Source organism: Anaerolinea thermolimosa (genome assembly GCF_001050195.2).
GTDB classification, from domain to species: Bacteria; Chloroflexota; Anaerolineae; order Anaerolineales; family Anaerolineaceae; genus Anaerolinea; species Anaerolinea thermolimosa.
Map to the genome: position 1 here is coordinate 3,316,576 of NZ_DF967965.1, position 23,158 is coordinate 3,339,733.

The 23,158-nt window shown below is 58.1% G+C and carries 18 protein-coding genes; 7 read left to right on the forward strand and 11 right to left on the reverse strand.

Translation table 11 applies throughout. The annotated features are described in order from the left end of the window. Nucleotides 1–79: 79 nt before the first annotated feature. From ATHL_RS14895 to ATHL_RS14905, 3 genes are all read right to left on the reverse strand, one after another. The gene (locus ATHL_RS14895) at nt 80–1,255 is read right to left on the reverse strand and encodes a sugar ABC transporter permease (protein ID WP_062195513.1); all 1,176 of its coding nucleotides are present in this window, start codon (nt 1,253–1,255) and stop codon (nt 80–82) included. An 11-nt stretch (nt 1,256–1,266) separates the two neighbouring features. Beyond that, complete coding sequence (locus tag ATHL_RS14900; RefSeq protein WP_062195514.1) at nt 1,267–2,787, reverse strand: ATP-binding cassette domain-containing protein; 1,521 nt, start codon at nt 2,785–2,787, stop codon at nt 1,267–1,269. A gap of 86 nt (nt 2,788–2,873) precedes the next feature. Continuing rightward, nucleotides 2,874–4,013 (reverse strand): sugar ABC transporter substrate-binding protein, encoded by a 1,140-nt coding sequence (locus ATHL_RS14905; protein WP_062195516.1) that lies wholly within the window; start codon nt 4,011–4,013, stop codon nt 2,874–2,876. A gap of 305 nt (nt 4,014–4,318) precedes the next feature. On the opposite strand from ATHL_RS14905, the gene ATHL_RS14910 reads away from it, so the two are divergent. After that, entirely contained in the window at nt 4,319–5,383 is a 1,065-nt protein-coding gene (locus tag ATHL_RS14910; RefSeq protein WP_062195518.1) for a response regulator transcription factor, read from the forward strand. On the opposite strand, the gene ATHL_RS14915 is transcribed toward ATHL_RS14910, so the two are convergent. From ATHL_RS14915 to uvrA, 3 genes are all read right to left on the reverse strand, one after another. Then, a complete protein-coding gene (locus ATHL_RS14915; protein WP_084001532.1) occupies nt 5,380–6,981 on the reverse strand; it encodes an ATP-binding cassette domain-containing protein in 1,602 nt (533 codons plus the stop codon). The two genes, ATHL_RS14910 and ATHL_RS14915, sit on opposite strands and share 4 nt — an antisense overlap. A gap of 113 nt (nt 6,982–7,094) precedes the next feature. Continuing rightward, complete coding sequence (locus ATHL_RS14920; RefSeq protein ID WP_062195519.1) at nt 7,095–7,613, reverse strand: DinB family protein; 519 nt, start codon at nt 7,611–7,613, stop codon at nt 7,095–7,097. 18 nt (nt 7,614–7,631) lie between these two features. Further along, the gene (uvrA, locus tag ATHL_RS14925; RefSeq protein WP_084001534.1) at nt 7,632–11,594 is read right to left on the reverse strand and encodes an excinuclease ABC subunit UvrA; all 3,963 of its coding nucleotides are present in this window, start codon (nt 11,592–11,594) and stop codon (nt 7,632–7,634) included. A 413-nt stretch (nt 11,595–12,007) separates the two neighbouring features. Between uvrA and ATHL_RS14930 the strand changes: the two genes are divergently transcribed. Genes ATHL_RS14930 through ATHL_RS14940 form a run of 3 tightly spaced genes read left to right on the forward strand, consistent with a single transcriptional unit; the run spans nt 12,008 to nt 16,322 of the window. Then, nucleotides 12,008–13,819 carry an ABC transporter ATP-binding protein gene (locus ATHL_RS14930; protein WP_062195521.1) on the forward strand — a complete coding sequence of 604 codons (1,812 nt, stop codon included), beginning with the start codon at nt 12,008–12,010 and terminating at the stop codon, nt 13,817–13,819. A 14-nt stretch (nt 13,820–13,833) separates the two neighbouring features. Further along, a complete protein-coding gene (locus tag ATHL_RS14935; RefSeq protein WP_062195522.1) occupies nt 13,834–15,666 on the forward strand; it encodes an ABC transporter ATP-binding protein in 1,833 nt (610 codons plus the stop codon). After that, nucleotides 15,663–16,322 (forward strand): pyridoxamine 5'-phosphate oxidase family protein, encoded by a 660-nt coding sequence (locus ATHL_RS14940; protein ID WP_062195524.1) that lies wholly within the window; start codon nt 15,663–15,665, stop codon nt 16,320–16,322. Before ATHL_RS14935 ends, ATHL_RS14940 begins: the two co-directional genes overlap by 4 nt. On the opposite strand, the gene ATHL_RS14945 is transcribed toward ATHL_RS14940, so the two are convergent. Genes ATHL_RS14945 through ATHL_RS14955 form a run of 3 tightly spaced genes read right to left on the reverse strand, consistent with a single transcriptional unit; the run spans nt 16,323 to nt 18,612 of the window. Next, on the reverse strand, nt 16,323–17,003 hold the full coding sequence (locus ATHL_RS14945) for a hypothetical protein (protein ID WP_062195525.1): 681 nt from the start codon (nt 17,001–17,003) through the stop codon (nt 16,323–16,325). It lies immediately after the preceding gene. Nucleotides 17,004–17,047: 44 nt separating this feature from the next. After that, nucleotides 17,048–17,893 (reverse strand): SDH family Clp fold serine proteinase, encoded by an 846-nt coding sequence (locus ATHL_RS14950; RefSeq protein WP_062195527.1) that lies wholly within the window; start codon nt 17,891–17,893, stop codon nt 17,048–17,050. 20 nt (nt 17,894–17,913) lie between these two features. Next, nucleotides 17,914–18,612: a rhomboid family intramembrane serine protease gene (locus ATHL_RS14955; protein ID WP_062195529.1), complete on the reverse strand. Its 699-nt coding sequence runs from the start codon at nt 18,610–18,612 to the stop codon at nt 17,914–17,916. A 171-nt stretch (nt 18,613–18,783) separates the two neighbouring features. Here ATHL_RS14955 and ATHL_RS14960 point away from each other — a divergent pair, with 171 nt between their 5' ends. The 3 genes from ATHL_RS14960 to ATHL_RS14970 are packed head-to-tail and all read left to right on the forward strand — an operon-like array spanning nt 18,784 to nt 22,313. Beyond that, nucleotides 18,784–19,872 (forward strand): hypothetical protein, encoded by a 1,089-nt coding sequence (locus ATHL_RS14960; RefSeq protein WP_062195530.1) that lies wholly within the window; start codon nt 18,784–18,786, stop codon nt 19,870–19,872. Nucleotides 19,873–19,894: 22 nt separating this feature from the next. Beyond that, the gene (gene murJ, locus ATHL_RS14965; RefSeq protein ID WP_084001537.1) at nt 19,895–21,499 is read left to right on the forward strand and encodes a murein biosynthesis integral membrane protein MurJ; all 1,605 of its coding nucleotides are present in this window, start codon (nt 19,895–19,897) and stop codon (nt 21,497–21,499) included. 58 nt (nt 21,500–21,557) lie between these two features. After that, nucleotides 21,558–22,313 carry a SagB/ThcOx family dehydrogenase gene (locus ATHL_RS14970; protein WP_062195533.1) on the forward strand — a complete coding sequence of 252 codons (756 nt, stop codon included), beginning with the start codon at nt 21,558–21,560 and terminating at the stop codon, nt 22,311–22,313. Here the strand turns inward: ATHL_RS14970 and cyaB are convergent. Together cyaB and ATHL_RS14980 are read right to left on the reverse strand one after the other, a co-directional pair. Continuing rightward, entirely contained in the window at nt 22,298–22,912 is a 615-nt protein-coding gene (gene cyaB / locus ATHL_RS14975) for a class IV adenylate cyclase (RefSeq protein WP_062195535.1), read from the reverse strand. The genes ATHL_RS14970 and cyaB overlap by 16 nt on opposite strands. Beyond that, on the reverse strand, nt 22,887–23,158 hold a 272-nt coding region (locus tag ATHL_RS14980; RefSeq protein WP_162787737.1), incomplete at its 5' end, for a hypothetical protein. The genes cyaB and ATHL_RS14980, both read right to left, overlap by 26 nt.

Below are 23,158 nucleotides of genomic sequence, written 5' to 3' on the forward strand. Positions count from 1 at the left end.
GTCTGGCTTCTTCTATAAAAACAGGGGCTGTCTGACCTTACCTGTCAGACAGCCCCGCCTCACATGGAACCCCCTCGAATCATTTGCCGCGGTTGCGGGTGGTCACATCAAAGATTACCGCAAAGGCCAGCACCGCTCCTCTCACAATATACTGAAGAGAAATATCAATGCCCATCAGGTTCATCCCGCTGGTCAGCGAGGTCATCACCAGCGCGCCGATGATCGAACCGATCACCTTGCCCACGCCACCTGCCGCCGAAACCCCGCCCACATACGCGGCTGCAATCGCGTCAAGCTCAAAAAGAGTTCCGGCAGTGGTGGTCGCCGATTGCAAACGCGAGGAGAAGAGGATCCCCGAAAGCGCCGAGAGCATTCCCATGGAGCCAAACACCACGTAAATGAGCTTCTTCACGCTCACCCCGCTCAACTCGGCGGCTTCAGGGTTGCCGCCAATGGCATAAATATGCCGCCCAAGCACCGTCTGAGTGGTGACGAAATGATAAATGGCCACCACCACCAGCACCACTACCACCGTCCACGAAAGACCGTTGTATCCGGCCAGCACCCAGGTGATGGCGCCAATCAATCCGGACATGAAAAGCAACTTGAGGATGAACATGTCAGTGGAAAGCACCTCAAAGTTGTACGCCAGTTTCTTTCGCCGGTCGCTGATTTCGTTGACGATGAACAACAGAATAGCCACCACCCCCAGCAACAGAGTCAGGTTGTGCACCCCCGGGATCACCTGAATATCGGGGATATAACCATTGCCAATGGCGTTGTAGGTGGCATCGGGAATGATGATGGTGCCCGTGCCCGCCGTCACCAGAAGGATCGCCCCCCGGTAAATGAGCCACCCCGCCAGAGAGGCCACAAACGAGGGGATCTTCAGCTGAGCCACGAGGAAGGCCGTAATGCACCCCGCCAGCACCCCCAGCCCCAGCACCAGCGGAATGACCACCCAGGTGGGGAGCTTCCAGAACACCAGCGCGATGGCCGCCACTGCCCCCAGGAACCCGGCCAGGAACCCCACCGAAAGGTCGATGTGCCGGATGACGATCACCAGCGTCATTCCTACCGCCAGCACGGCGATATAGCCCGTCTGGTTAAGCAGGTTGCTGATATTCCTCGACGATATGAATGTTCCTCTGGTTGTGATCGTAAAGATGGCCATGATCACAAACAGGGCAATATACATGCCGTATTCGCGGATATTTTCGCGTAACACCTTCTGCGCATTGCGGAATAACGACATCTCCGATCTCCTCAATCCGTTGCAAGCTGCATGATTTTTTCCTGAGTAGCCTCTGAGGCAGACAACTCACCGGCGATTCGGCCGGAAGAAACCACATAAATGCGGTCGCTCATCCCCAGAATTTCAGGGAGTTCGGATGAGATCATGATGATGCTCATCCCCTGCTGAACCAGCTGAGTCATGATGGTATAAATTTCGTACTTGGCACCCACATCGATCCCGCGGGTAGGCTCATCCAGAATGAGCACCTCGGGTCTGGCAAACAGCCACCTCCCCAGACATACCTTTTGCTGGTTTCCCCCGCTCAGGTTCATTACCTTCTGTTCAACGCTCGGTGTTTTGATGTTCAGCACCATCTTATACTGGTTGGCTATCTTCACCTCGGCGTTGTTATCCACTATTCCATTCCTCGAAATTTCTTCGAGGTTCGCCAGCGAGATATTTTGCTTCACATCTTGAATCAAAATCAGCCCGTTGCCCTTACGATCCTCGGTAAGGTAAGCCAGCCCGGCGCGGATAGCCTCGTGCGGGTGGCTGAACTGTCTGCGTTGCCCATGAAGGTAAAGCTCCCCCTCCAGATGGTACCCCCGCGAATTTCCAAACAGGCTCAATGCAAGTTCGGTGCGCCCCGAACCCATCAACCCGGCAATGCCCAGAATCTCCCCTTTGTGCAGTTTGAGGTTGATATTTTTAAGGATCTTCCGCCCCAGATTCGGGTCATACGCACCCCAGTTCCGCACCTCCAGCACCACTTCGTCTGAAGGCTGGTGCTCTTTGGGTGGGAAAATATGGTTGATCTCTCGCCCAACCATGTTTTTGATCAGGACATTTTCCGAGACCTCGCCTTTGTGAGCATCCAGCGTACAGATCGTCCTTCCGTCGCGCAGCACCGTGACCGCATCGGCAATGGCAATCACTTCTTTGAGCTTATGCGAGATCATGATGCAGGTAACCCCCTGGGCTTTCAGATCCCGCAGTAAGTTCAACAGGTTCTGGCTGTCATCTTCATTCAAGGCTGATGTCGGCTCGTCCAGAATGAGAATCTTCACCTCCCGGCTGAGGGCTTTCGCAATTTCGATTAACTGCTGTTTGCCCACTCCGAGGTCCTTCACCCTGGTCGCGGGGTTGATGTCCAGTCGAACCTTCCTGAGCATCTGGCTGGCCCGCCGGATGGTCTCATTCCAGTCCATCACCATTCCCCTGCGAATTTCATTCCCCAGAAAAATGTTCTCATACACCGTCATTTCAGGAACAAGAGCCAGCTCCTGATAAATAATGCCGATCCCGGCTTTTTCACTGTCTCGTATTCCTGAAAAACGCTGTGGAACCCCTCGAATGAGAATTTCACCGCTGTATTCGCCGTAGGGGTAGACGCCGCTCAACACCTTCATCAGCGTGGACTTTCCCGCGCCGTTCTCGCCAACCAGGCAATGAATTACACCCTCCTGTACGCTAAAGCTCACGTTATCCAGGGCCTTCACACCCGGAAATTCCTTGGTGATGTTCTTCATTTCCAATATAGGGGGGGTCATATCCGCTCCGCGAAACCCTGCTATGGCGTACAGGAATAGTGATGGAAGTCTCCATCACTATTCCTGTTGAGATGCACTACTTCATTTTACTGCAGGCCGGTGAAATCACTGGCGCTGTAATAGCCAGAGTCAATCAGAGCCTCTTTGACGTTGTTCTTGTCCACCGTTACCACCGGCGACTGAATGGCGGGAACGTCGATCTTGCCATTGTTATAGGAACCTTTAGCGGCGGGGGCTTTCCCTTCCAGCAGTGCCACCGCGGCGCTGATGGCGTCCTTCACCAGGGTGCGCACATCTTTGAAGACGGTCATCGACTGCTTGCCGTCCAGAATGTATTGCACCGAGGCTTTTTCGGCATCCTGCCCGGTCACGTAATATTTGGTCACGTCTTTGTCGGCGGCGAATGCGTCGGCAATGGCGCGAGCGGTGCCATCATTGGGGGCCAGGATATACACCGTGCCTTTATCGGCGGCAGTGGTGGCGGTCAGGTTGGCTTCGGCCAGGTTCTTGGCGGTGTTGAAGTCCCAGTTGGTGGTGACCTGCCCGATGATGCGCGCCATCTCATCGCGAGTCAGCTTGGGTTTGTCTTGCAGTGCCACAGCCTCGCTGGAATTCTTGATCACAAAGGTGCCATCCGCAATCTTGGGCTGGAGCACTCCCCACGCACCCTCAAAGAAGATGAAGGCATTGTTATCTGAAGCCGCCCCTGCGTACAGATACAGCGGGTTGCCCTTGCCGGTGGCGTTATCCACCAGGTACTGCGCCTGCTGGGCCCCCACGGCGATGCTGTCGAAGGTCACATAATAATCCACCGCGTCGGTATCACGGATCAGGCGATCATAAGAGATCACCTTCACCCCGGCCTTACGGGCTTCTTCCACCGCCGCAGCCGCCGCTGTTCCATCCTGCGGGCAAATGATGAGCACTTTAATGCCCTTGGTCAGCAGAGCTTTGACGTTCTCCTTCTCCTTGGCCGAAGAACCCTGGCTGAAGAGAATCTCTACCTGGTAACCGGCAGCCGAAAGAGCTTCTTTGAAGCGTGTTTCATCCTGAATCCAGCGCGGTTCATCCTTGGTAGGCAGAACGATCCCCACAGCCAGCTTTTCGCCTGAAGCAGCTGGCTGGGTAGCGGCTTGCTGGGTGGCTGCGGGCTGGCAGGCGGCCAGCAGGGTGGCAGCGATGACCAGAATGGCCACCAGACTGAACAACACTCTCTTCTGTGACATTACACGATCCTCCTGAAAAAACGAGAAAACAGATTGAAATGAGAAACACACGCTTTACGTCGTACGATGAAAAACCGAAGTGTCCATCTGGGCTCCCTGCGCGGAAGGACGAACCATTCTTGAACTCAGAACCACCCATTCCAGCACCCGGAGCCTCACTCTGGGGAGTCCTCCTTTCTTTACCGTACAACAGCCTTCCACTATAATCAAAACAAAAATGGGTTCACACTACAACCCTTAATCTTCCCGATAAACCCTGGGGATATTTCCCCCTTTTTCCGGGGGGTTTCCCCTAATGAGGCTTAATGAATCCAGGCAACCAACCCGTACGCACTTTACTTGCCGATGACCACGCCCTCATCCGTGCCGGCCTTCGCGAAGCCCTCGCCAGCCTCCCCAGGCTGGAAATCGTCGGCGAAGCCGGAAACGGCCCCGAGTTGACTGCCGCCCTGCAAACCCTGCACCCTGACCTGCTGGTAGTGGATGTCAACATGCCCGATTTCGACCCCGTCGCGGCAATTCAAAACATCCGTGCCGCATACCCCGATTTAAAAATCCTGGTCGTGAGCGCTTACGATGACCAATCGTATGTGGTGGGGCTGCTTTCTGCCGGGGTGAACGGTTATCATCTCAAAGATCAGCCCCTCTCGGACCTTTATCTGGCCATTCAACGCATTCTGGATGGCGGACGCTGGATTTCTGACCCGCTGGTCAACCGGCTGGTGAATCACTCAACGGCCAGAGCTGAGCCTGTACCTTCTCTCACCCGCCGACAGCGCGAACTCCTCTACCTGCTCTCCCAGGGATACAACAATCATCGCATCGCCCGGGTCATGGGTCTGAGCGTGAAGACCATCGAGAACCATCTGACGGCTCTTTATCGCGCCATTCGGGTAGAAAACCGGTTAGAGGCAAACCTTTTTGCCATTCACTACCCCGAATATCTCTCCCCGCCCGGCCAGGAAAAGGCCTCCCTGCGCACCGAGAAAACCCAGACCGAATTAACCGTACTCCTCGTAGATGACAATCCGCGCTACCGCACTCAAATGGGAAAGCTCCTCCAGAAAACCTGCCCCACCGCTTTTCTTTACGAAGCGGGCGACAGCAGTGAAGCCATTCAGATCGCCCGGCAGGTCAAACCTCACCTCGCCTTTGTGGACGTAGTCCTGCACCAGGAAGATGGCATTCAATGCACCCGCCGCATCAAAGAAATTTCGCCGAACACGCGGGTTATCCTCATCAGCGCCTACCCCGACCGCGAGTTTCGCCGCCTGGGGTTGGATGCCGGCGCCGTGGCCTTTCTGGATAAAAAAGACCTCGATGCCGCCACCTTCCGTCAGGTCATCGACGATGCTCTTGAGACGCATTAGTTCATCGTGGAACTGGGATAAGGACTGGGAATTTCAATGATCAGCTCCAGCCCACCGCCTGGGGATGAATTGACCTTCATCGTTCCCCCCAGAAGCGACACCCGCTCACTGATCCCCACCAGCCCAAAATGTTTCTCCTGAGAAAGCGCCACCAGGTCTACCGGGCGAAGCAGCCCCTGGCCGTTATCCGCCAGTTGCACCACCAGGCTGGCGGTGGGAGTACGCCGCAGAGAGAGCTTCACCAGGGTGGCTTTGGCGTGCTTGCGCACATTGCGAAGCCCCTCCTGGATAATGCGAAAAACAGAAAGCTCAATCGGCTCTGGCATTCGCCCCAGATTCGGGTCGATCTTTAACTGTACCTGGATGCCGTTCTGCTCTTCCCACTGATGCGCCAGGGAACGTATAGCCGCTGAAAGGCCATGGCTGTCAATGGTAGGCGGACGCAGATCACTGCAAATCTGGCGTAAACTGCTGACTACCTGCCGGATGCCATCTCGAATTTTGGCCAGATTCTGGCGCTGTTCTTCATCGGTCAGCTGGTTTTGGGCTTCTTCCAGGTCATAGTTATAACTCAACAAATCCTGAATAATCTGATCGTGCAAATCCTGGGCAAGGGCTTTTCGTTCGGCTTCACGTTCGGTCATCAGGCGCCGGTTGGCTTCTTGCAGGGCAATATTCAGGCGGTCGAGGGCTTCCATCTGGTCGCGCATCCGTTCGATCAACTGCCGGTTGAGCGAATCCTGTGCCTCCAGGCTCTCCTGCAATTGTTGCTGGTGTCGGCGCAACTCCTCAGCCTGTTGCTGGGCAGCGTGATAGTTCTCGAACGCCCAGATGACGGGCGTCACCTGTTCCTGTCGGCTCGATCCCACAATCAACTCGACAATCTCGCGCGGTGTAGTCTCAGAGGTCAGACGCACTCTGGCCGGGTTGCCCCGATACAGCACCAGAATGCGGTCGGTGACGGAGAAAATATGATTGAGGTCGTCACTGCTTAAAATAACGGCTACATTTTGCAGAGACAGTTCTTTAATCCGCTCCAGTAACTTAAGCTGGCGTTCATAACTCAGAGACGGCAACGGATCATCCAGCAAAAGCAATCTGGAGGGCCGGCAGAAAGCCCGCGCCAGGGCAACAATTTGCCTCTGTTCGTCCGAAAGATCGGGCATCCGCTCGTAGATCAACTCAATCGGCGCCCCAAGGGCGGTGAACACCTCCCGGGCTTTCTCAAGCATCGCTCCAAGATCGGGTTTTCTCAAAAAGCGAGAAGAGGCAATCTCACGCCCCAGGAAGACGTTGTGCAGCACATCCAGGTTCTCTGCCAGCTGAGGGCTCTGATGCACCATTTCGATCCCCAGCTTCTGAGCATCGGCAGGGGTTCTGAAGGCCACGCGCCGCCCCTCAAAGGTAATTTCTCCCCCGCTGGGCTGAATGACACCCCCGAGCAAATGAAACAGAGTCGTTTTCCCGGCTCCACGCTGGCCGACTACCCCCAGCACTTCTCCCGGTTCAATAGAAAACGACACCCCCTCCAGAGCGGCCACTGCCCCATAATATTTGGACAGATTACTTACGCCGAGAAGTTCTACTCGTGCATTCATGTTCCCGCTTTGTAACCATTATACAGCACGCCTCAAAATTCCCGTGAATTTACTCCCCCGGGTTTTGGGGCACTGCTTCTTCAATAGCGGAAACAGAGCACCTCTCGGACGGGTTAAATCTCGCTGACCCTGCTGGAATAGATAACCGCGGACATATCCCCCACAAATTCCGGCAAAGGAGCATGGCCAAGCAGCTGACGCACAGCAAAGGCTTCTCCGGTATGAAACCAGTAGTGGAAGATATTCCGCTGAAGAAGGGTACCGATGTTTTCGCGCATGGGCCTGCCTTCTTCATTGAAAAAAGCATCCAGCTTTTCGGGGGTGAGTGTATCCAGATATTCGTCGGCGGCGGCAGTGATCTCCTGCCAAACCTTCCGCATTTCACCGTAAGGCGGCTGGGAGGCGGGCTGTCCGTATCCCACCAGACGATACAGCTCAGGGTACAGTGCTTTACCCTGCGCAATCCACAACCACAGGTACTGTTCCTGATTGGCCAGATGCCCCACCATCCAGCTGATGCAGTTCATGGGCGGGAGGCGCTTCAGAGCGTCTTCTTCACCAAGCCCCTCCAGACAGCGCATCAACTCACTGCGCGTAAAACGCAACTGACGTACCAGATGCAAAGTAGCCATTTCCTTCCCTTTTCCGGATCAAGCTCCAACCAGTTCGGTTTCTTCCTTTTCCAGCGCCTGCCGCAGGAAACGCGCTGTATAGCTTTCCTCCACCTGGATAATCTCCTCCGGCGTCCCCTGCGCCAGGATATACCCACCCCGCTGGCCCCCCTCAGGCCCCAGATCGATTATCCAGTCCGAGGTACGGATCACATCCATCTGATGTTCGATGACGATCACCGTGTTACCGGCGTCAGCCAGGCGGTGAAGCACATCCAGCAGGCGTTGAACATCGGCAAAGTGCAACCCGGTGGTCGGCTCATCCAGAATGTACACCGTATCGCCGGTGGAAACGCGCCCCAGCTCTCTGGCCAGCTTGACACGCTGAGCCTCACCCCCTGAGAGGGTGGTAGCGCTCTGCCCCAGCTTGATGTAATCCAACCCCACGTCGTGCAGCGTCTGGCACACACGGGTGATGTTGGGAAACGCCGAAAAGAACTCCAGGGCTTCCTGCACGTCCATGGCGAGCGCTTCGGCGATGTTCTTTCCCTTGTAGGTGATCTCCAGCGTGTGCCGGTTGTAGCGCGCCCCTTTACATTCCTGGCAGGTCACCCAGACATCGGGCAAAAAGTGCATTTCGATGCGCTTCAGGCCATGCCCCTGGCAGGCCTCACAGCGCCCCCCTTTGACGTTAAAACTGAATCGTCCGGCACCATACCCCCGCAGGCGTGCCTCGGGCACACTGGCAAACACCTTGCGAATTTCATCGAAGATGCCCACGTAGGTGGCCGGGTTTGAACGCGGGGTGCGCCCGATGGGATCCTGAGTGATGTCGATCACTTTATCCACCTGCTCCAATCCCTCCACGCGGTCATACGGGCCGGGCGAGGTCTGCGCGCCCATCAGAGCGCGCGCCAGCGCCGGGTAGAGTGTTTCGCTCACCAGGCTGCTCTTTCCACTGCCGCTCACCCCGGTGACGCAGGTGATGGCTCCCAGCGGGAAGCGGGCAGTGACATTCTTAAGGTTAAAAAGGCGCGCCCCCGAAAGTGTGAGCCAGCCCCGCGGGGTGCGCCGCTGACGTCCATGCGGCGCAGTGATGCGCAGGTCGCCGCTGAGGTAGCGGCCGGTCAGCGAACGCGGGTTCGCCGCCACTTCGGCGGGGGTACCGGCGGCCACCACTTCGCCGCCCAGCACTCCGGCCCCGGGGCCGAGGTCAATCAGCCAGTCAGCCGCGCGCATGGTTTCCTCATCGTGCTCCACCACCAGCACCGTGTTCCCCTGATCTCGCAGTTCGGTAAGGGTTTCGAGCAGGCTGTGCTGATCGCGTGCATGTAAACCAATGGAAGGTTCATCCAGAATGTACAACACCCCCACCAGTCCACAACCCAGCTGGCTTGCCAGGCGGATGCGCTGTCCCTCGCCACCCGAAAGGGTTGGCGCCGGGCGATTCAGGGTGAGGTAATGCAGGCCAACGTTGAGCATGAACTGAAGCCGGTTGCGCAGTTCTTTGAGCACCTCTCCCACCACCTCAATCTGCTCCGGCTTGAGGTGCGTGGTAACATCCCCGCCGTTCGACAGCCCCACCACCCAGCGGTGAGCCTCTTCGATGGTCATTTCTAACACCTCGGCGAACCCCCTGCCGCCCACCGTCACGTGGCGCGCCTCAGCACAGAGCCGCGTTCCGCCGCACACCGGGCAGGGCTGGTGACTCATAAAGCTCAAGTACCAGCGGCGGGTATATTCAGACTTGGTCTGGCGAAAGAGCCGGTTGATGTGATAAACCGCCCCGCGCTCCTCGGCGTAGTTCTCTCCCTTCCACGAGCCGTCCTGGCTCTCCCAGCTGAAGTGGATTTTCTCCCCGCCCGACCCCCACAGGATCACATCGCGGAATTTCTGGGGCAGATCTTTCCAGGGCAATTCCAAGTCTACCCCATAATGGTCGGCCAGTGCCTGCAGGTGACGCACATGCCAGCCTGGTTTCTTGCGCACGTTGCCATACCAGCGCGACGCACCATCGAGAAGCGAAAGATCGGGATGCTCCACGATTAACGCCGGGTCAACCTCCATCTTGGTGCCCAGCCCGTTACAGGCCGGGCACATTCCTGCCGGTGCATTGAAGCTGAACAGCGCCGGGGTCAATTCGGGCAGGCTGATGCCGCAATGCGGGCATCCGTTCTGCTCACTGAGGAGCAACACCGGGCCATCTATCAGTTCAACCTGCATCAGCCCCCGGCCAGCGCGCAGGGTGGTCTCCACCGAGTCGATCAGGCGCGCCTCAAAATCTCTGCGCTCCTCTGCGGGGTAATCTGCGGGGGGCAAAGTGAGGCGATCTACGATTACCTCCACGGTGTGGGGCTGGCTTTTCGGCCAGCGCGGCAGCCTAGCCCCTTCCAACCACTCCACCATCTGGCCATCCACCCGCGCCCGGGTAAAACCCTCTTTTCGTACCTGATCCAGAAGCGCCGCCGGATCTCCTTTCCGGTTACGCAACAGAGGCGCCACCAGCAAAAACCGCTGTCCGGGCGGCAGGCTGCGAAGCGCCTCTGCCGCCTGCTGGGGACTGGTGGGCTGAATCGCCCGCCCGCACTGCGGGCAATGCTGGGTGCCGGCCCGCGAGAAAAGCACCCGCAGATAATCCATCACCTCTGTCACCGTGCCCACCGTGGAACGCGGATTCTTGCTGACCGATTTCTGCTCGATGGCAATCGCCGGGCTGAGACCGCCAATAAAATCAACCCTGGGCTTGTCCATCTGGTCGAGGTAACGGCGCACATACGCCGAAAGGCTTTCCACATAACGGCGCTGTCCTTCAGCATAAAGAGTATCGAACGCCAGCGAAGATTTACCACTCCCCGAGACACCCGTCAGCACCACCAGTTTATTCCGCGGGATGGTCACATTGATGTGCTTGAGGTTGTGTTGTTGCGCCCCACGGATGGTGATACTATCCGGCTCACTCAGATGACCATTTACCTCTTGATTTTTAGAGCGGGGAGCCTCGGCCGCGCCCGCTGTAGCCGCCTTTCCATTCCTCCCCATGGCCAGCAACCGTTCCCGATCAGAGGGCAACAGATGCAACCCGGGCCCGGCGCCAGAGGTCTTAACTTCGGGAGCCGGTGTGTTCTCTCCCAGGTAACCGAGGAGCTTCAGTTTGGAGAGAACCGGCTCGCCCAACCGGTGATCGCCCTCAAACAGCGCCTGCATTTCTTCAAAGCTTTCATCCAGTTGTTGAATGATCCCGGCAATCTGGTCGAGGAGATGACGGTCTTCAGCATCAAGGCGCTCATAATCGGTGGCAGAAAGCTGCCAGAGCGACTCACCGGCGAGTAATTCCAGCTTGTTAAGCGAAGCCAGGTCGAGGAGCAGTTGATTCTTCAGGTAGTTCCACCCACGCCGCTTGCGGTTGAAGCCAAAATCACCCGATTTCGCCTGATGTTTCCGGCAGAGCATCCAGGCGTCTGCGGCGGTGTAAAACGCATTGGCCGGCAGATCGAGCGTATCCACGGTGATGTTGTGCGCCTTGCGTTGCTCGTCATCGATCTGCGCGTCGATCCGGCGCCAGCGGCCTGCCACTTCATCCCACACTTCGGTCACCCAGTGATCGGCGATCATTTTCTCGGTGAGATAGGTGGCAAAACCGGCACGCAACCGGGCCGGGCGCCCCTGGTGGCGCAGGAAGGCGCAGAAAAGGAGAGCATGGTCGCGGCAGTTACCCACCAGCCGCTCTGCAGGCAGGCGTGCCTCGCCAAGAGGGCGAGAGTCCAGCTCGAGAATGCGTCCCAGCATCTCTGAAACCGACCGCAGGAAGACTTCCTTACGCTGAACTTTGCTCAGCTCAACACCGTAGATATCAATCTCAAACGGATGAATTAACACCCCCTGTACCACTTTTGCCAGGGCAGCGAAGTCGGTAGGCAGGTCTGCCAGGTAGCGGGCGTGCTCACGCGCATCCGAAAGAATGCTGTGAGCGGCATAATAGACCAGGGAGTTGGAAGCAGGCATAAAAACTCCAGCAAGGATGACATGCCGGGTCGGGTCGGGTCAAAAAGACTGGACTGATCGGCAAACGGGGAAGACCGGAAGGGGAAAGGAAAGTTCCTGTTTATTATAGAACATTTGTAAAAGAATAGCAAGAAGTTTTAAGGTCGGCAGTTTTTTTGCCCATTTTCCTGTTCTCTGCTATACTGAAAAAGATCCTTGATTGGATCGGCTACCGGCATCCTCGAACACTCTCCGGCCAGGTGGCACAGGTTTCCCGCAGGAGCCGCATCTTTATCCCTGCGGGCATCCACTTGAAGAGCTTACGGTAGCGCCATTTCATATCTGCTTAAGAGAGCTTCACCACCTTGCCGACCGACCGGGGATAGCGAGTTCCGGCGGTTATTTTATCGTCAGGGGATCAAAATCAGACCATCATGGAACAAACCATTCGATTGCTCCAGAAAAATGGCCCGCAGAAGGGCATTGCGCCGGTACTCTGGCGCTGTTACAGCTACCTGCGCCCCTACTGGAAACTTTCTCTGGGCGCTTACCTGTGCATGTTTGCCATCACCGTGATGAGCATCATCAACCCCCAGCTCATCCGCTGGATCATCGATCGCGGCATCGGCCAGGGCGATCTGCGGCTCCTGGGATGGAGCGTGTTCATCCTGCTCGTTCTCACCATTCTTCGCGGCTTCTTCTCTTACTTCCAGGGCCGCTGGAGTGAGGTGGCCTCGCAAAATGTCGCCGCCGACCTGCGCGCCGAAATCCAGCGCAAGCTCACTGCTCTTTCATTTTCCTACCACGATAAGAGCCAGGCAGGCGATATCCTCTCCCGCGCCATTCAGGACGTTGACCGGGTGCGCTTTCTCACCGGGCGCGCTTCTCTGCGGGTCATTGACGCCACCGTGCTCATGCTTTTCACCGCGGGCATTCTCCTCTGGATGAACCCCCGGCTGGCATGGCTGGCCATTGCCACCATGCCGGTTCTGGCCTGGCGCGCCATCGATTTCGGGGTCAAGTTCCGCCCCCTCTCGGCCCAAATTCAAAAACAACTTGGGGTACTTACCACACGGGTGGAGCAAAACCTGCGCGGGGCGCGGGTGGTGAAAGCCTTCGCCCAGGAAGCCCGGGAGATCCAGCGTTTTGACATTGAAAACGAAGCCTGGTACCGCCTCTCGGCGCAGTCGGCGCGCGTGCAGGCCACAGGGTCTTCTATGCTCACCCTGATTGCCAACCTGGCTTCCGTGTTCATCCTGATCTACGGCGGCGCACTGGTGATGCGCAACCAGCTTACGATTGGCGAACTGGTGGCCTTCACCACTTACCTGGCCCAGTTGCTCAACCCGGTACGCCTGCTGGGTATGTTCATTCCCGCCATTGCCATGGCGGGGGCTTCTGCCGAGCGTGTCTTCGAGATTCTCGACGCCGTCCCCGAGGTGCAGGAAGACCCAGACGCCATCGAAATGCCACCCCTCAAAGGGCACGTGCGTTTTGAAAACGTCTCTTTCTCTTACGGGCGGCGGCGCGAGGTGCTGAAAAACATCAATCTCGAAGCCCACCCCGGGCAGATCATTGCCCTGGTAGGCCAGACGGGCTCCGGCAAATCGACCATCATCCATCTCATCCCACGCTTTTACGATCCCACCGAAGGCCGTGTTCTGATTGATGGGCAGGATATTCGCCACGTCACCCTGCATTCCCTGCGCAGTCAAATCGGCATCGTCCTGCAAGAAACAACCCTCTTTGCTGCATCAATCCGCGAAAACATCGCCTTTGGTTGCGCTCATGCCACCGACGAAGAGATCATCGCCGCCGCAAAAGCCGCTCAGGCCCATGATTTCATCATGCAGACCCCGCGCGGTTACGATACCCTGGTCGGCGAGCGGGGCATCACCCTTTCGGGCGGCCAGAAACAGCGCATTGCCATTGCGCGCGCTTTGCTCATCAACCCCCGTCTGCTGGTACTGGATGATGCCACTTCCAGCGTTGACTCAGAGACTGAAGAGGAGATCCAAAAAGCTCTCGACCGCCTCATGCAGGGACGCACCTCGTTTGTCATCGCGCATCGTCTGAGCACCGTCATCCAGGCAGACTGCATCCTGGTGCTGGATAAAGGGCGCATTGTGGCACAGGGCAGGCACGAAGAATTATTGCGCACCTCGCCGCTTTACGCTGAAATTTATCAGCGCCAGTTAAAACCCAGAAAAACCTCTGTCCCCGAAGGGCAGAAGACCGCATTTTGAGAGGACGATAGAATATGAGTTTTACCATCGGTTCTGGCGGGATGGGCATGGGGCCCGGGTATCTGCTGGATACCTTTGGCTCGACGGCAGAGCACCGTGGAAAGCCCTTCAACCCCCGTGTGGTGCGGCGCCTGCTGGCTTTCCTCCGGCCTCACTGGCGCACGTTACTGGTAGCTTTTGTCGCCATGTTGATCGCAACCGGCCTCACCCTGCTTATCCCCTACCTGCTCAAACTGGCCATTGACCAGTACATCGGGAAAAACGATTATCCCGGTCTGGTACGCATTGCACTGATCACCGGCCTTGCCTACCTGGGCCTGTACGCCTCCAGCGCCGGGCAACAGTACCTGCTTTCGAGGGTGGGGCAGCGCCTGTTGAGCACCATGCGTGCCGATCTTTTCCGCCACCTGAATAACCTTTCGCTCAGTTACCACGATACCCACATCGTCGGGGTCACCGTTTCGCGGGTGATCAACGACGTGGCCGTGATCAACGACCTGCTCTCGCAGGGCTGGATCACCTTCATCGGCGATGCATTTATTCTCGCCGGGATCATCTGGATCATGTTTTCCATGAATGTGAAACTGGCCATCATCGCCCTGCTGGTGGTGCCGCTCATGATCCTGGCGACGGTGATTTTTGCCCGCCACGCCCAGGCAGCCTTCCGCGAGACACGCTCCAGCGTGGCGCGTGTGGTGGGCAACCTGGCCGAAGAAATTGCCGGTATCCGCGTCATTCAGGCCTTTGCCCAGGAAAACACCATCGAAGAACGCTTCCGCGAAGTCAACCGTGCCAACCGCGACGCCAACATCAACGCCATGTCGCTTTCTTTCATTTACATGCCCACGATCGAATTCCTCAGCACCCTGGCCACCGCGCTGGTATTATGGTTTGGGGGGCGAAGCGTCATCGCCGGTGAGGTTACCCTGGGGGTGCTGGTGGCGTTCCTCTCGTATGTTTCTCGATTCTTCCAGCCCATTCAGGAACTCAGCCGGTTGTACACCACCATGCAATCAGCCATGGCTGGCGGCGAGCAGGTGCTCAACGTGCTGGATACCCCTCCCGACGTGCAGGATGCACCCGATGCCGTGGAAATGCCCCCCATCCGCGGGCGGATCGAGTTTCGGAACGTCTCTTTCCGCTATCGGCCCGATGCCCCGGAAGTGCTTCACAACATTAACCTGACCATCGAGCCGGGCACCCGCGCCGCCCTGGTGGGCCCGACCGGCGCGGGTAAATCCACCATCGCCAATCTGGCGGCCCGTTTTTACGAGGTTACCAATGGGGCGGTTCTCATCGATGGTATCGACGTCCGCACTGTGAAACAGGGATCGTTGCGCCGCCAGGTGGGGGTGGTGCCGCAGGACTCTTTCCTGTTTGCTGGCACCATCGCAGAAAACATCCGTTTTGGGCGCCCTGAAGCCTCTGATGCTGAAGTAGAAGAGGCCGCGCGCATGGCCAATGCCCACGATTTCATCATCTCGCTCCCCGATGGGTATCAGACGCCCATCCTGGAAAACGCCGCCAATCTCTCGGTCGGGCAGCGCCAGCTCATCTGCATTGCGCGCGCCATTCTCGTCAACCCGCGCATTCTGATTCTCGATGAAGCCACCGCCAATATTGATACCGTCAGCGAGGCCCTCATTCAGCAGGCGCTCGAACGCCTGCTCCAGGGGCGGACGGCCATCATCATTGCCCATCGTCTGAGCACCATTCAGAATGCAGATATCATTTACGTCATTCAGGATGGACGCATCGTGGAACAGGGGCGGCACGAGGAATTGCTCGCCCTGGGCGGGGTGTACCGCACCCTGCACGGGAAACAGTTCAAAGGAGAACAGGTATGACGGCATTCCCCCAGACCCCGCGCAACCGGGTGCGGCGCATCCCCGAACGCGCCCGTTATGAGAAAAACGAAATTTACACCATTCTGGATGAAGCCCTGGTCTGTCATGTGGGCATCGTTACCGAAGAGGGGCCTCTGGTCTTACCCATGCTGCCGGGAAGGCTCGAAGACACCCTGTATCTGCACGGGGCTCCGGCCAGCCGGTTGCTTAAACACATCAGCCAGGGTGGGGAAGTATGTATCACTGCCACGCTGGTCGATGGGCTGGTGCTGGCACGATCCATTTTCCATCATTCGGTGAATTATCGTTCGGCCGTGCTCTTCGGCAAGGGGCGTCCGGTAGAAAAAGAAGACGAAAAACTGCGCGCACTGGAAGTCATCAGCGAACATGTCTGCCCGGGCCGCTGGGATGAAGCTCGCCGCCCCAGTCCCCGGGAACTGGCCGCCACGGCGGTGGTGGCTGTAGAAATCGAAAGCGCCTCCGCCAAGGTGCGTTCAGGGCCCGTCAATGATGACCCCGCAGATGCCGCCTGGCCTGTCTGGGCCGGGGTGCTTCCCCTCGAACTTCATGCCGGAGAGCCCCTCCCCTCCGAAGGGGTAAACCTGCCGCCCCCTCCCACCGTCACCTCCTACCGGCGGGGTAAAAGAGCAGGTTAGTTACTTTACCAGGCTCTCCCTTAAAAGCTGTAACTCGCTGGTAAGGCGCTCCAGGTCTTGTTCAGCCAGGCGTGAACTGCGCCCCAGGTCGTCGCGCACCAGTTCGAAGAGCTGCTGGAAGGTCTCTTTCTTGGCGGCTCCGAGTTTCTCCATCTGTGCCATGCTTCCCTGAAGGGTTTGCTCTGCCTGGTTCAATGCCAGGCGGGCGGCCGAGGTATCATTCCCGGCCAGTTTGAGGCGTGCTTCACCCACCTGTACCAGCGCCTGCAAGACTACCACCTGCGCCTGCGCACGCTCCAGATCTCCAGAAAGTTGTTCATTGAGCTTCTCAACCCCCAGAAAAGTGAGCGCGGCTTTATCCAGCTCGGCCTGTTTTTCTTCCAGGCTGGCGCGCAGCCGGGTTACCTCAGCCTCCGCTACCCGATTCTGGCGCTGTAACGGTTGGTAAAGCAAGGTATAGGCGGTAAAGAAGCCGAGGGCATACAGACCGACGATAGTCCCCAGAGTGCGGATCAATGCCCGCATGAAACGCCCGCGGCGGGTTTCTTTATCCAGCAGGCGCGCCCAGAGGGATGGCTTTTTAGGTTTCGGGGGCTCAGGCGGTAAAGAAGCCGCTTTGGCAGGGGAAACACGTGGAGCCCCGGCATTGGGAGCGGGGGCACCGGATGCTTGATCGTTCATGAGATTTTCTCCCAGAAACACCCACCAGAAAGGGATAAAATGGCCTACCGCTCTTCACCCCGCCCTGGAATGGTAGGGCGGAGAGGATACGGCATGGGCACGTATTCCACCGAGGGGCGCCGCTGTACCGTTTGCGGGTACAGATTCATCAGCTGATAAATTTCCGGCGGCATCTCGGTGCTGATGTTCATTCCAAGCTCACGCGCCTCTTCCACAGTGATGGGATAATCGTGCGTCCAGCGCCCCGAGGCCAGCTCTTCGGCCAGTTTCCCGGCCACTTCGGGTGAATAGTGACAGCAGGCAATGCGCCGAATGGTATCCTTCACCTGCGCGATGGCCTTGCGAGAAACATCGGCCAGGATGAGCGTCTGGTCATCTACTTCATTGACATTTTTGGCTTCCACCGCCGCGAGGATCGAAACTGCCGGGTACTGCCCGATTTGCGGGTCAACCGGCCCCAGCACGGCATTTTCATCCATCACCACTTCATTGGCGGCCAGGGCGATCATCGTCCCGCCAGACATGGCATAGTGGGGTACAAAGACGGTCACCTTACCCTTGTGCCTGGAGAGGGCATTGGCAATCTGTTCAGCCGCCAGCACCAGCCCGCCCGGGGTATGCAGGATGAGGTCAATCGGCAGATCATCATCAGTCATTTTAATGGCACGCAAAATCTGCTCAGAGTCATCGATGTCGATGTACCGCCCCACCGGGAAGCCCAGCAACGACATACTCTCCTGCCGGTGAATCAGGGCAATGACGCGTGAGTTCCGCTTTTCCTCCAGCGCCCGCAGCAGGCGCAACCGGGTAGCCTGAATGATCTGCTGTCGAATAAGAGGCACAAGAGACGTGACGACCAGAAAAATCCAGAAGAGGTTGAGCAGGTCCATGGGTTTCCTCCGTGTACAGCTTACCAGGGATAGTATTCATCGAGATAAAAGGGACGCACGCGCCGGCCCGCAGCAAACGGGCGGGCAAGGATCAGCCCGGCAACAAACCCGCCGATATGTGCCCACCACGCTACCCCGCCCATGGCCATCCCGCCCGCCACTGCCAGCGATGTCACTCCTGAGAAGAGCTGAGAAACGAACCAGAAACCAAGGTAAACGACGGCGGGAATTTCTACAAACCAGGGCAGGAAAAAGAGAGGAATGAAGGTGATCACCCGGGAATGCGGGAAGAAGAAGAAATACGCTCCCAGCACCGCCGCGATGGCCCCGCTGGCCCCAAGAGCCGGAACCGTGGAACCCGGAGTGAGCAGCGCCTGCGCCAGGCCAGCCAGCACCCCGCCCAGGAGATAGAAAATCAGGAAGCGAAACGACCCCAGCCGGTCTTCGACATTATCGCCAAAGATGAACAACGTCCACATATTGCTGATGATGTGCAACCAGCCGCCATGCAAAAACATGTGGGTCAAAAGCGGCCCCCACGTGAGCGGGTTGGCAAGGTCGAGCCGCGCCGGCACGATGGCGAACGCTTGCACAAACGCGTTCAGCCCCCGTGGACTGAGGCTGGTTTCAAACAGGAACACCGCTGCGTTGACCAGGATCAACAACCAGGTGACCACCGGGAACGAGCGGGAGCGGATGGTGTCTTTAATCGGAAACATCTTCCACCTCCCAGAATAACTAAATTATACCCAAGAAAAGAATGAATGCATCCGTGATGTTAAAGCATTTTTCTCGGGTTTTCTTCCGAACCTCGCGGATGGAGTACAATTAACTAGCCGCACATCACAACCGGCCCCCCCCGAACCCATCCCTTCAACCACTGGAGGAGCATGAATTCTTTCATCTACCCATTTGCATTCACCGAAGATGACACCAGTCAGGTGCGAGGAGCGCTGGAGCTGGAAGAGCCGCTTCCCTACCGTCATCACGGACAAGGAAGCGGCTTTTACCGTCAGGGCAGGATGATCCTGGAAGACGGGCACCGGCTTGACCTGGTGCTCTACCACAGCCAGGCCACCGAAACCTTTATCTACCTGCGAAAGACGCCCCTCAACCGAAACCTGCTGGAGATCATCGGCCTGAACCCGTCAGAAATCCCCACCCTCCCGGAAGTGACTCTGCCGGGCCAGCTCTGCCTGGGAGCCGAGCGTGTCCATCAGGTGGGTACCGCCATTCGAGACGTGATCGGCTCACCGGTGTTGCGCTCGACCTTTACGCATTACCAACAGCAGAACATCGCCGTCTTTCCCATCGTCCGCGAGGGTCTTAAATACCAGGTCAGCGAGGCCATCTTCGATGAATATGGGAATTATTGCGATGAAATCGTACTCGATGCTCACCATGTGTTTGACCGGTCAGTGCCCATCTACAACCGAAAAGTAGAAATGACCCTTTTCAAAGACAAGGATTTTGACCAGGTACGCCGTGAGAACATTCATGTGGCGTTTGTCGCCGACAGCATCGCCAGTGGCCTGGTGATGAAAGAGGTTATCGCGCGCATCCGGGAGCGTTTTGACCACCTCCGGCAGGTAGAAGTGGTTGCCCCGCTGGCCACTATCCGTGGGCTTTGCCGCCTTGCCCGTGCCGAGACCACGCGCGATCTTCCCATCCGCCTGCACGTCTTCGAGACCCTGCTCAACGCTCTGCCGCCCGATTATTATTATTCGGCTCACTACAACGTCCCGCAACTGCATTTCGATCCCCGCCTGGAAGAAGCCTACCGCGCCTGGTGGGGGCAGGACGGGTCTGGCCGCTGGATTGCCGACACCGCCTGTGCCGGTTATGGCTGGAGTGAGGTTTTCTTCTCACCGCGGCGGCAGATTGAAATGATAAATGCCGAACTGGGCTCACGCCATGGTCTGACCATTGCCGATCTGGTAAAGCGCAGGATTGTTCAGTCTCTGGCGATTCAATCCTAGGCTTTCATCTTATAATCACCCCATGACTTCGTCTGCTCCTCCTTCTGCGGGGCGGCAAATCGCTCGCGCCGCCGGAACCGTCATGCTGGCCTTCCTCCTCACCCAGCTCATTGGCCTGCTGCGAGTGGTGGTGGTTTACCGGGCTTTCGGAGCCAGCGCCGAGATGGATTCCTTCAATGCGGCCAACCGGGTGGCTGAACTCCTTTTCAACCTGGTAGCTGGCGGAGCGCTGGGTTCGGCGTTTATTCCCACCTTCACCGGCCTGCTGGCGCGTAAAGACCACGACACTGCCTGGAAACTGGCCTCAGCCGTGGCCAACCTCCTTTTTCTCGTCCTCACCCTGCTGGCCGTGCTCTGCATGGTCTTCGCCCCGCAGATCGTGCGCCACGGCCTGTATGTGCTCGCCCCCGGCGATTCGCCGGGCCAGGAGGCTCTCACCACCGCCCTTCTGCGGTTATTGCTCCCCACCGTGGTGATTTTTGGGCTGAGCGGACTGGTCATGGGCATTCTTAATGCCCATCAGCGCTTCTGGCTGCCGGCCATCGCCCCGGCCATGTATTCGCTCGGCCAGATAGGCGGGGTGCTGCTTCTGCCCTCAGGCCTGGGAATCTACCGCCTGGCGGCGGGAGCGCTGGCGGGGGCGCTCTTTCACCTGCTGGTGCAACTCCCCGACCTGGTACGCCTGCGCGGGCGGTACTGGCTGTTGCTCGGCGGACGCATGGCCGAAGTGCAGGAGGTGGCCCGCCTGATGGGCCCGCGCGTGCTGGGCGTGGCCGTGGTGCAACTCAACTTTATCGTCAACACCATCATTGCCCTCAGCCTGCCCGAAGGTTCGGTTTCGGCAGTGACGCTCGCGTTCACCTGGATGTTAATGCCCCAGGTGGCCATTGCTCAATCTGTGGCAGTGGCGGCCATGCCCACCTTCTCAGCTCAGGCCGCCCTGGGCCGCCTGGATGAACTGCGCACGGCACTGGCGGCCACCCTGCGCGGGGTGATCCTGCTGGCACTACCGGCGGCCCTGGGGCTGATTCTCCTGCGCACGCCACTTATTCGCCTGCTGTATGAAAATGCCACCTTCACCCCCCCGATGACCCGCATGGTCACCTGGGCACTCCTCTGGTATGCTCTCGGATTACCCGCGCACTCTTTGCTTGAGGTCATCGTGCGGGCATTTTATGCCCTGCGCGACACACGTACACCGGTGAGCGTGGGGGTGGTGGCCATGTCACTCAATGTGGGGTTCAGCTTTGCCTTTTCAGCCGGTTTCAGCCGCCTGGGCTGGATGCCGCACGGCGGACTGGCACTGGCCAATTCGCTGGCCACCCTGCTGGAAATGAGCACCCTGCTGGTACTGCTGCGGCGTCGGCTCGGCGGGCTGGGGGGGCGTAACGTACTCATGGCGCTCGGGCAGGCCGGGGTGGGGCTGGCCTTGCTGGGTGCAGGCCTGTGGGCCTGGCTGACTTTTGGAATTTCTCTGCCAGACTGGCTGATCGTCGGGGGCGGGGCAGCCCTGGGGGTGCTGGCTTATGCTGTCGGGCTGGCTTTGCTGTGCGTGCCCGAATGGCATGCACTGCTGCAGGCAGGCCGCCGCCTTCTCGCCCGATGGCATTTAACCCATATCTCCTGATGCTCTGGCGTTGGGCAATACTGCCCTGCGAACCTTTTCTGGAAATGGAGGGATGACCATGAAAGACTTTTTTGCCGAATTTCTCAAGAAGACGTCTTACCCGTTTTTATCACCCAGCCCACAGTCGCAGGGGGCGCCTCAACCTCCGCTGGAAATGCCCCTGCCAGACGACGCCGCACTCATCTCCCTGCCGGCGCCAGAAACCTTTTCCATCCCACCGGTTGACCTGCGTACCCTCATCGAGCAGCGCCGCACGCTGCGCCGCTACGCTGATACCCCCCTCACGCTGGAAGAACTTTCCTACCTTCTCTGGCTCACTCAGGGGGTCAAACGCGTCACCGCCCGCCCTGCCACCCTGCGCACGGTACCCTCGGCCGGAGCGCGACATGCCTTCGAGACCTTCCTCCTGATCAACCGGGTGCAGGGGTTACAGCCGGGCCTCTACCGCTTTGCAGCCAGCCGGCATGCTCTGGTGCATCTTTCAGCCCCGGCAGATATTGCCGAGCGCATTTTTACGGCCACTCACAACCAGGAACACGTCCGCCTGAGCGCCGTGACCTTCCTGTGGGTAGCCGATACCTGGCGCATGGCCTGGCGGTATGTGGAACGTTCCATGCGTTATCTTTTCCTGGACGCCGGGCACGTCTGCCAGAATTTGTACCTGGCCGCCGAATCGATTGGCTGTGGGGTGTGTGCCATTGCCGCTTTTGAGGATGAGGCCATGAATGCCGCCCTGGAGCTGGACGGCGTGGATCGGTTTGCTATTTATCTGGCGACGGTGGGCAAGAAGGAAGCCGATCAATCATCGGCGTAAGACAACCCCATGTCATCGGGTTGAACGGAGACCCCCTGCAAGGCCCGGAAACTGAGATCAGAAGGGGGAAGGCCAAAGGTTCGGCGCACCTCTTCAAATAACGCCAGGTAACTGAGCGCGCTCCGGGCCTCCCAGCGCAGGCCAAGCTGTTCTGCCAGCCGGCGAATCTCATCCGCATTTTCCCCTTCGATCTCCACAAAATGGCCGTAGGGCATTTCATCCAGCACCACCACCGTTTCACCCAGGCGGTAGGTGGTGCGGTATTTTTCATAACGAACAACCACATGGTAGCCCAGGGCCTCCAGCAAATGCTGAGCCGCGGTGAAATTACTCACCTCGAATTCAATCTCCTGGCGCATGGAAACTTCTTCACCGATCCGCGCCGGGCCTTTGAAGGTCATCACGGCGCGATGATCACGCCGCAGCCGCAGTACCTGACGTGCCTGAGCCAGTTCTCCCCTTTCGTTATCAAAACGCAGGTTGATCTCATAAACCCGCGGGCTTTCCAGCTGCGCGCCTAACGCCTCCAGGCGGGATTGCAGGGCTTGTAAATTTCGCACCATAAATTTGGCCTCAATTTCTTGTTCGTTGCTTGCCATGGTATCCCTTTCCTTCCAGCGCTGTCCGCACCACCCACTCCAGGAAAAGCCATCCGATGAGAGTCACGCCCAGAGAGAATGGCCAGTTAACCTGCATATCTGGTGAGCGCGTGAACGCCAGCCGGTCGACCCAGTAAGACAGGGTGAAGACCAGCCCGATGATCCTCACCGCTGCCACCCGCCAGGGGGTCGAATGAACCATCAACGCCGCCCCTGCCAGCCCGGAGCCCCCCCACAGCACACCCC

Coding starts and splice junctions, on each gene's coding strand:
- ATHL_RS14895 (WP_062195513.1), bottom strand. CDS start 1,255: ATGTCGTTATTCCGCAATGCGCAGAAGGTGTTACGCGAAAATATCCGC.
- ATHL_RS14900 (WP_062195514.1), bottom strand. CDS start 2,787: ATGACCCCCCCTATATTGGAAATGAAGAACATCACCAAGGAATTTCCG.
- ATHL_RS14905 (WP_062195516.1), bottom strand. CDS start 4,013: ATGTCACAGAAGAGAGTGTTGTTCAGTCTGGTGGCCATTCTGGTCATC.
- ATHL_RS14910 (WP_062195518.1), top strand. CDS start 4,319: ATGAATCCAGGCAACCAACCCGTACGCACTTTACTTGCCGATGACCAC.
- ATHL_RS14915 (WP_084001532.1), bottom strand. CDS start 6,981: ATGAATGCACGAGTAGAACTTCTCGGCGTAAGTAATCTGTCCAAATAT.
- ATHL_RS14920 (WP_062195519.1), bottom strand. CDS start 7,613: ATGGCTACTTTGCATCTGGTACGTCAGTTGCGTTTTACGCGCAGTGAG.
- uvrA (WP_084001534.1), bottom strand. CDS start 11,594: ATGCCTGCTTCCAACTCCCTGGTCTATTATGCCGCTCACAGCATTCTT.
- ATHL_RS14930 (WP_062195521.1), top strand. CDS start 12,008: ATGGAACAAACCATTCGATTGCTCCAGAAAAATGGCCCGCAGAAGGGC.
- ATHL_RS14935 (WP_062195522.1), top strand. CDS start 13,834: ATGAGTTTTACCATCGGTTCTGGCGGGATGGGCATGGGGCCCGGGTAT.
- ATHL_RS14940 (WP_062195524.1), top strand. CDS start 15,663: ATGACGGCATTCCCCCAGACCCCGCGCAACCGGGTGCGGCGCATCCCC.
- ATHL_RS14945 (WP_062195525.1), bottom strand. CDS start 17,003: ATGAACGATCAAGCATCCGGTGCCCCCGCTCCCAATGCCGGGGCTCCA.
- ATHL_RS14950 (WP_062195527.1), bottom strand. CDS start 17,893: ATGGACCTGCTCAACCTCTTCTGGATTTTTCTGGTCGTCACGTCTCTT.
- ATHL_RS14955 (WP_062195529.1), bottom strand. CDS start 18,612: ATGTTTCCGATTAAAGACACCATCCGCTCCCGCTCGTTCCCGGTGGTC.
- ATHL_RS14960 (WP_062195530.1), top strand. CDS start 18,784: ATGAATTCTTTCATCTACCCATTTGCATTCACCGAAGATGACACCAGT.
- murJ (WP_084001537.1), top strand. CDS start 19,895: ATGACTTCGTCTGCTCCTCCTTCTGCGGGGCGGCAAATCGCTCGCGCC.
- ATHL_RS14970 (WP_062195533.1), top strand. CDS start 21,558: ATGAAAGACTTTTTTGCCGAATTTCTCAAGAAGACGTCTTACCCGTTT.
- cyaB (WP_062195535.1), bottom strand. CDS start 22,912: ATGGCAAGCAACGAACAAGAAATTGAGGCCAAATTTATGGTGCGAAAT.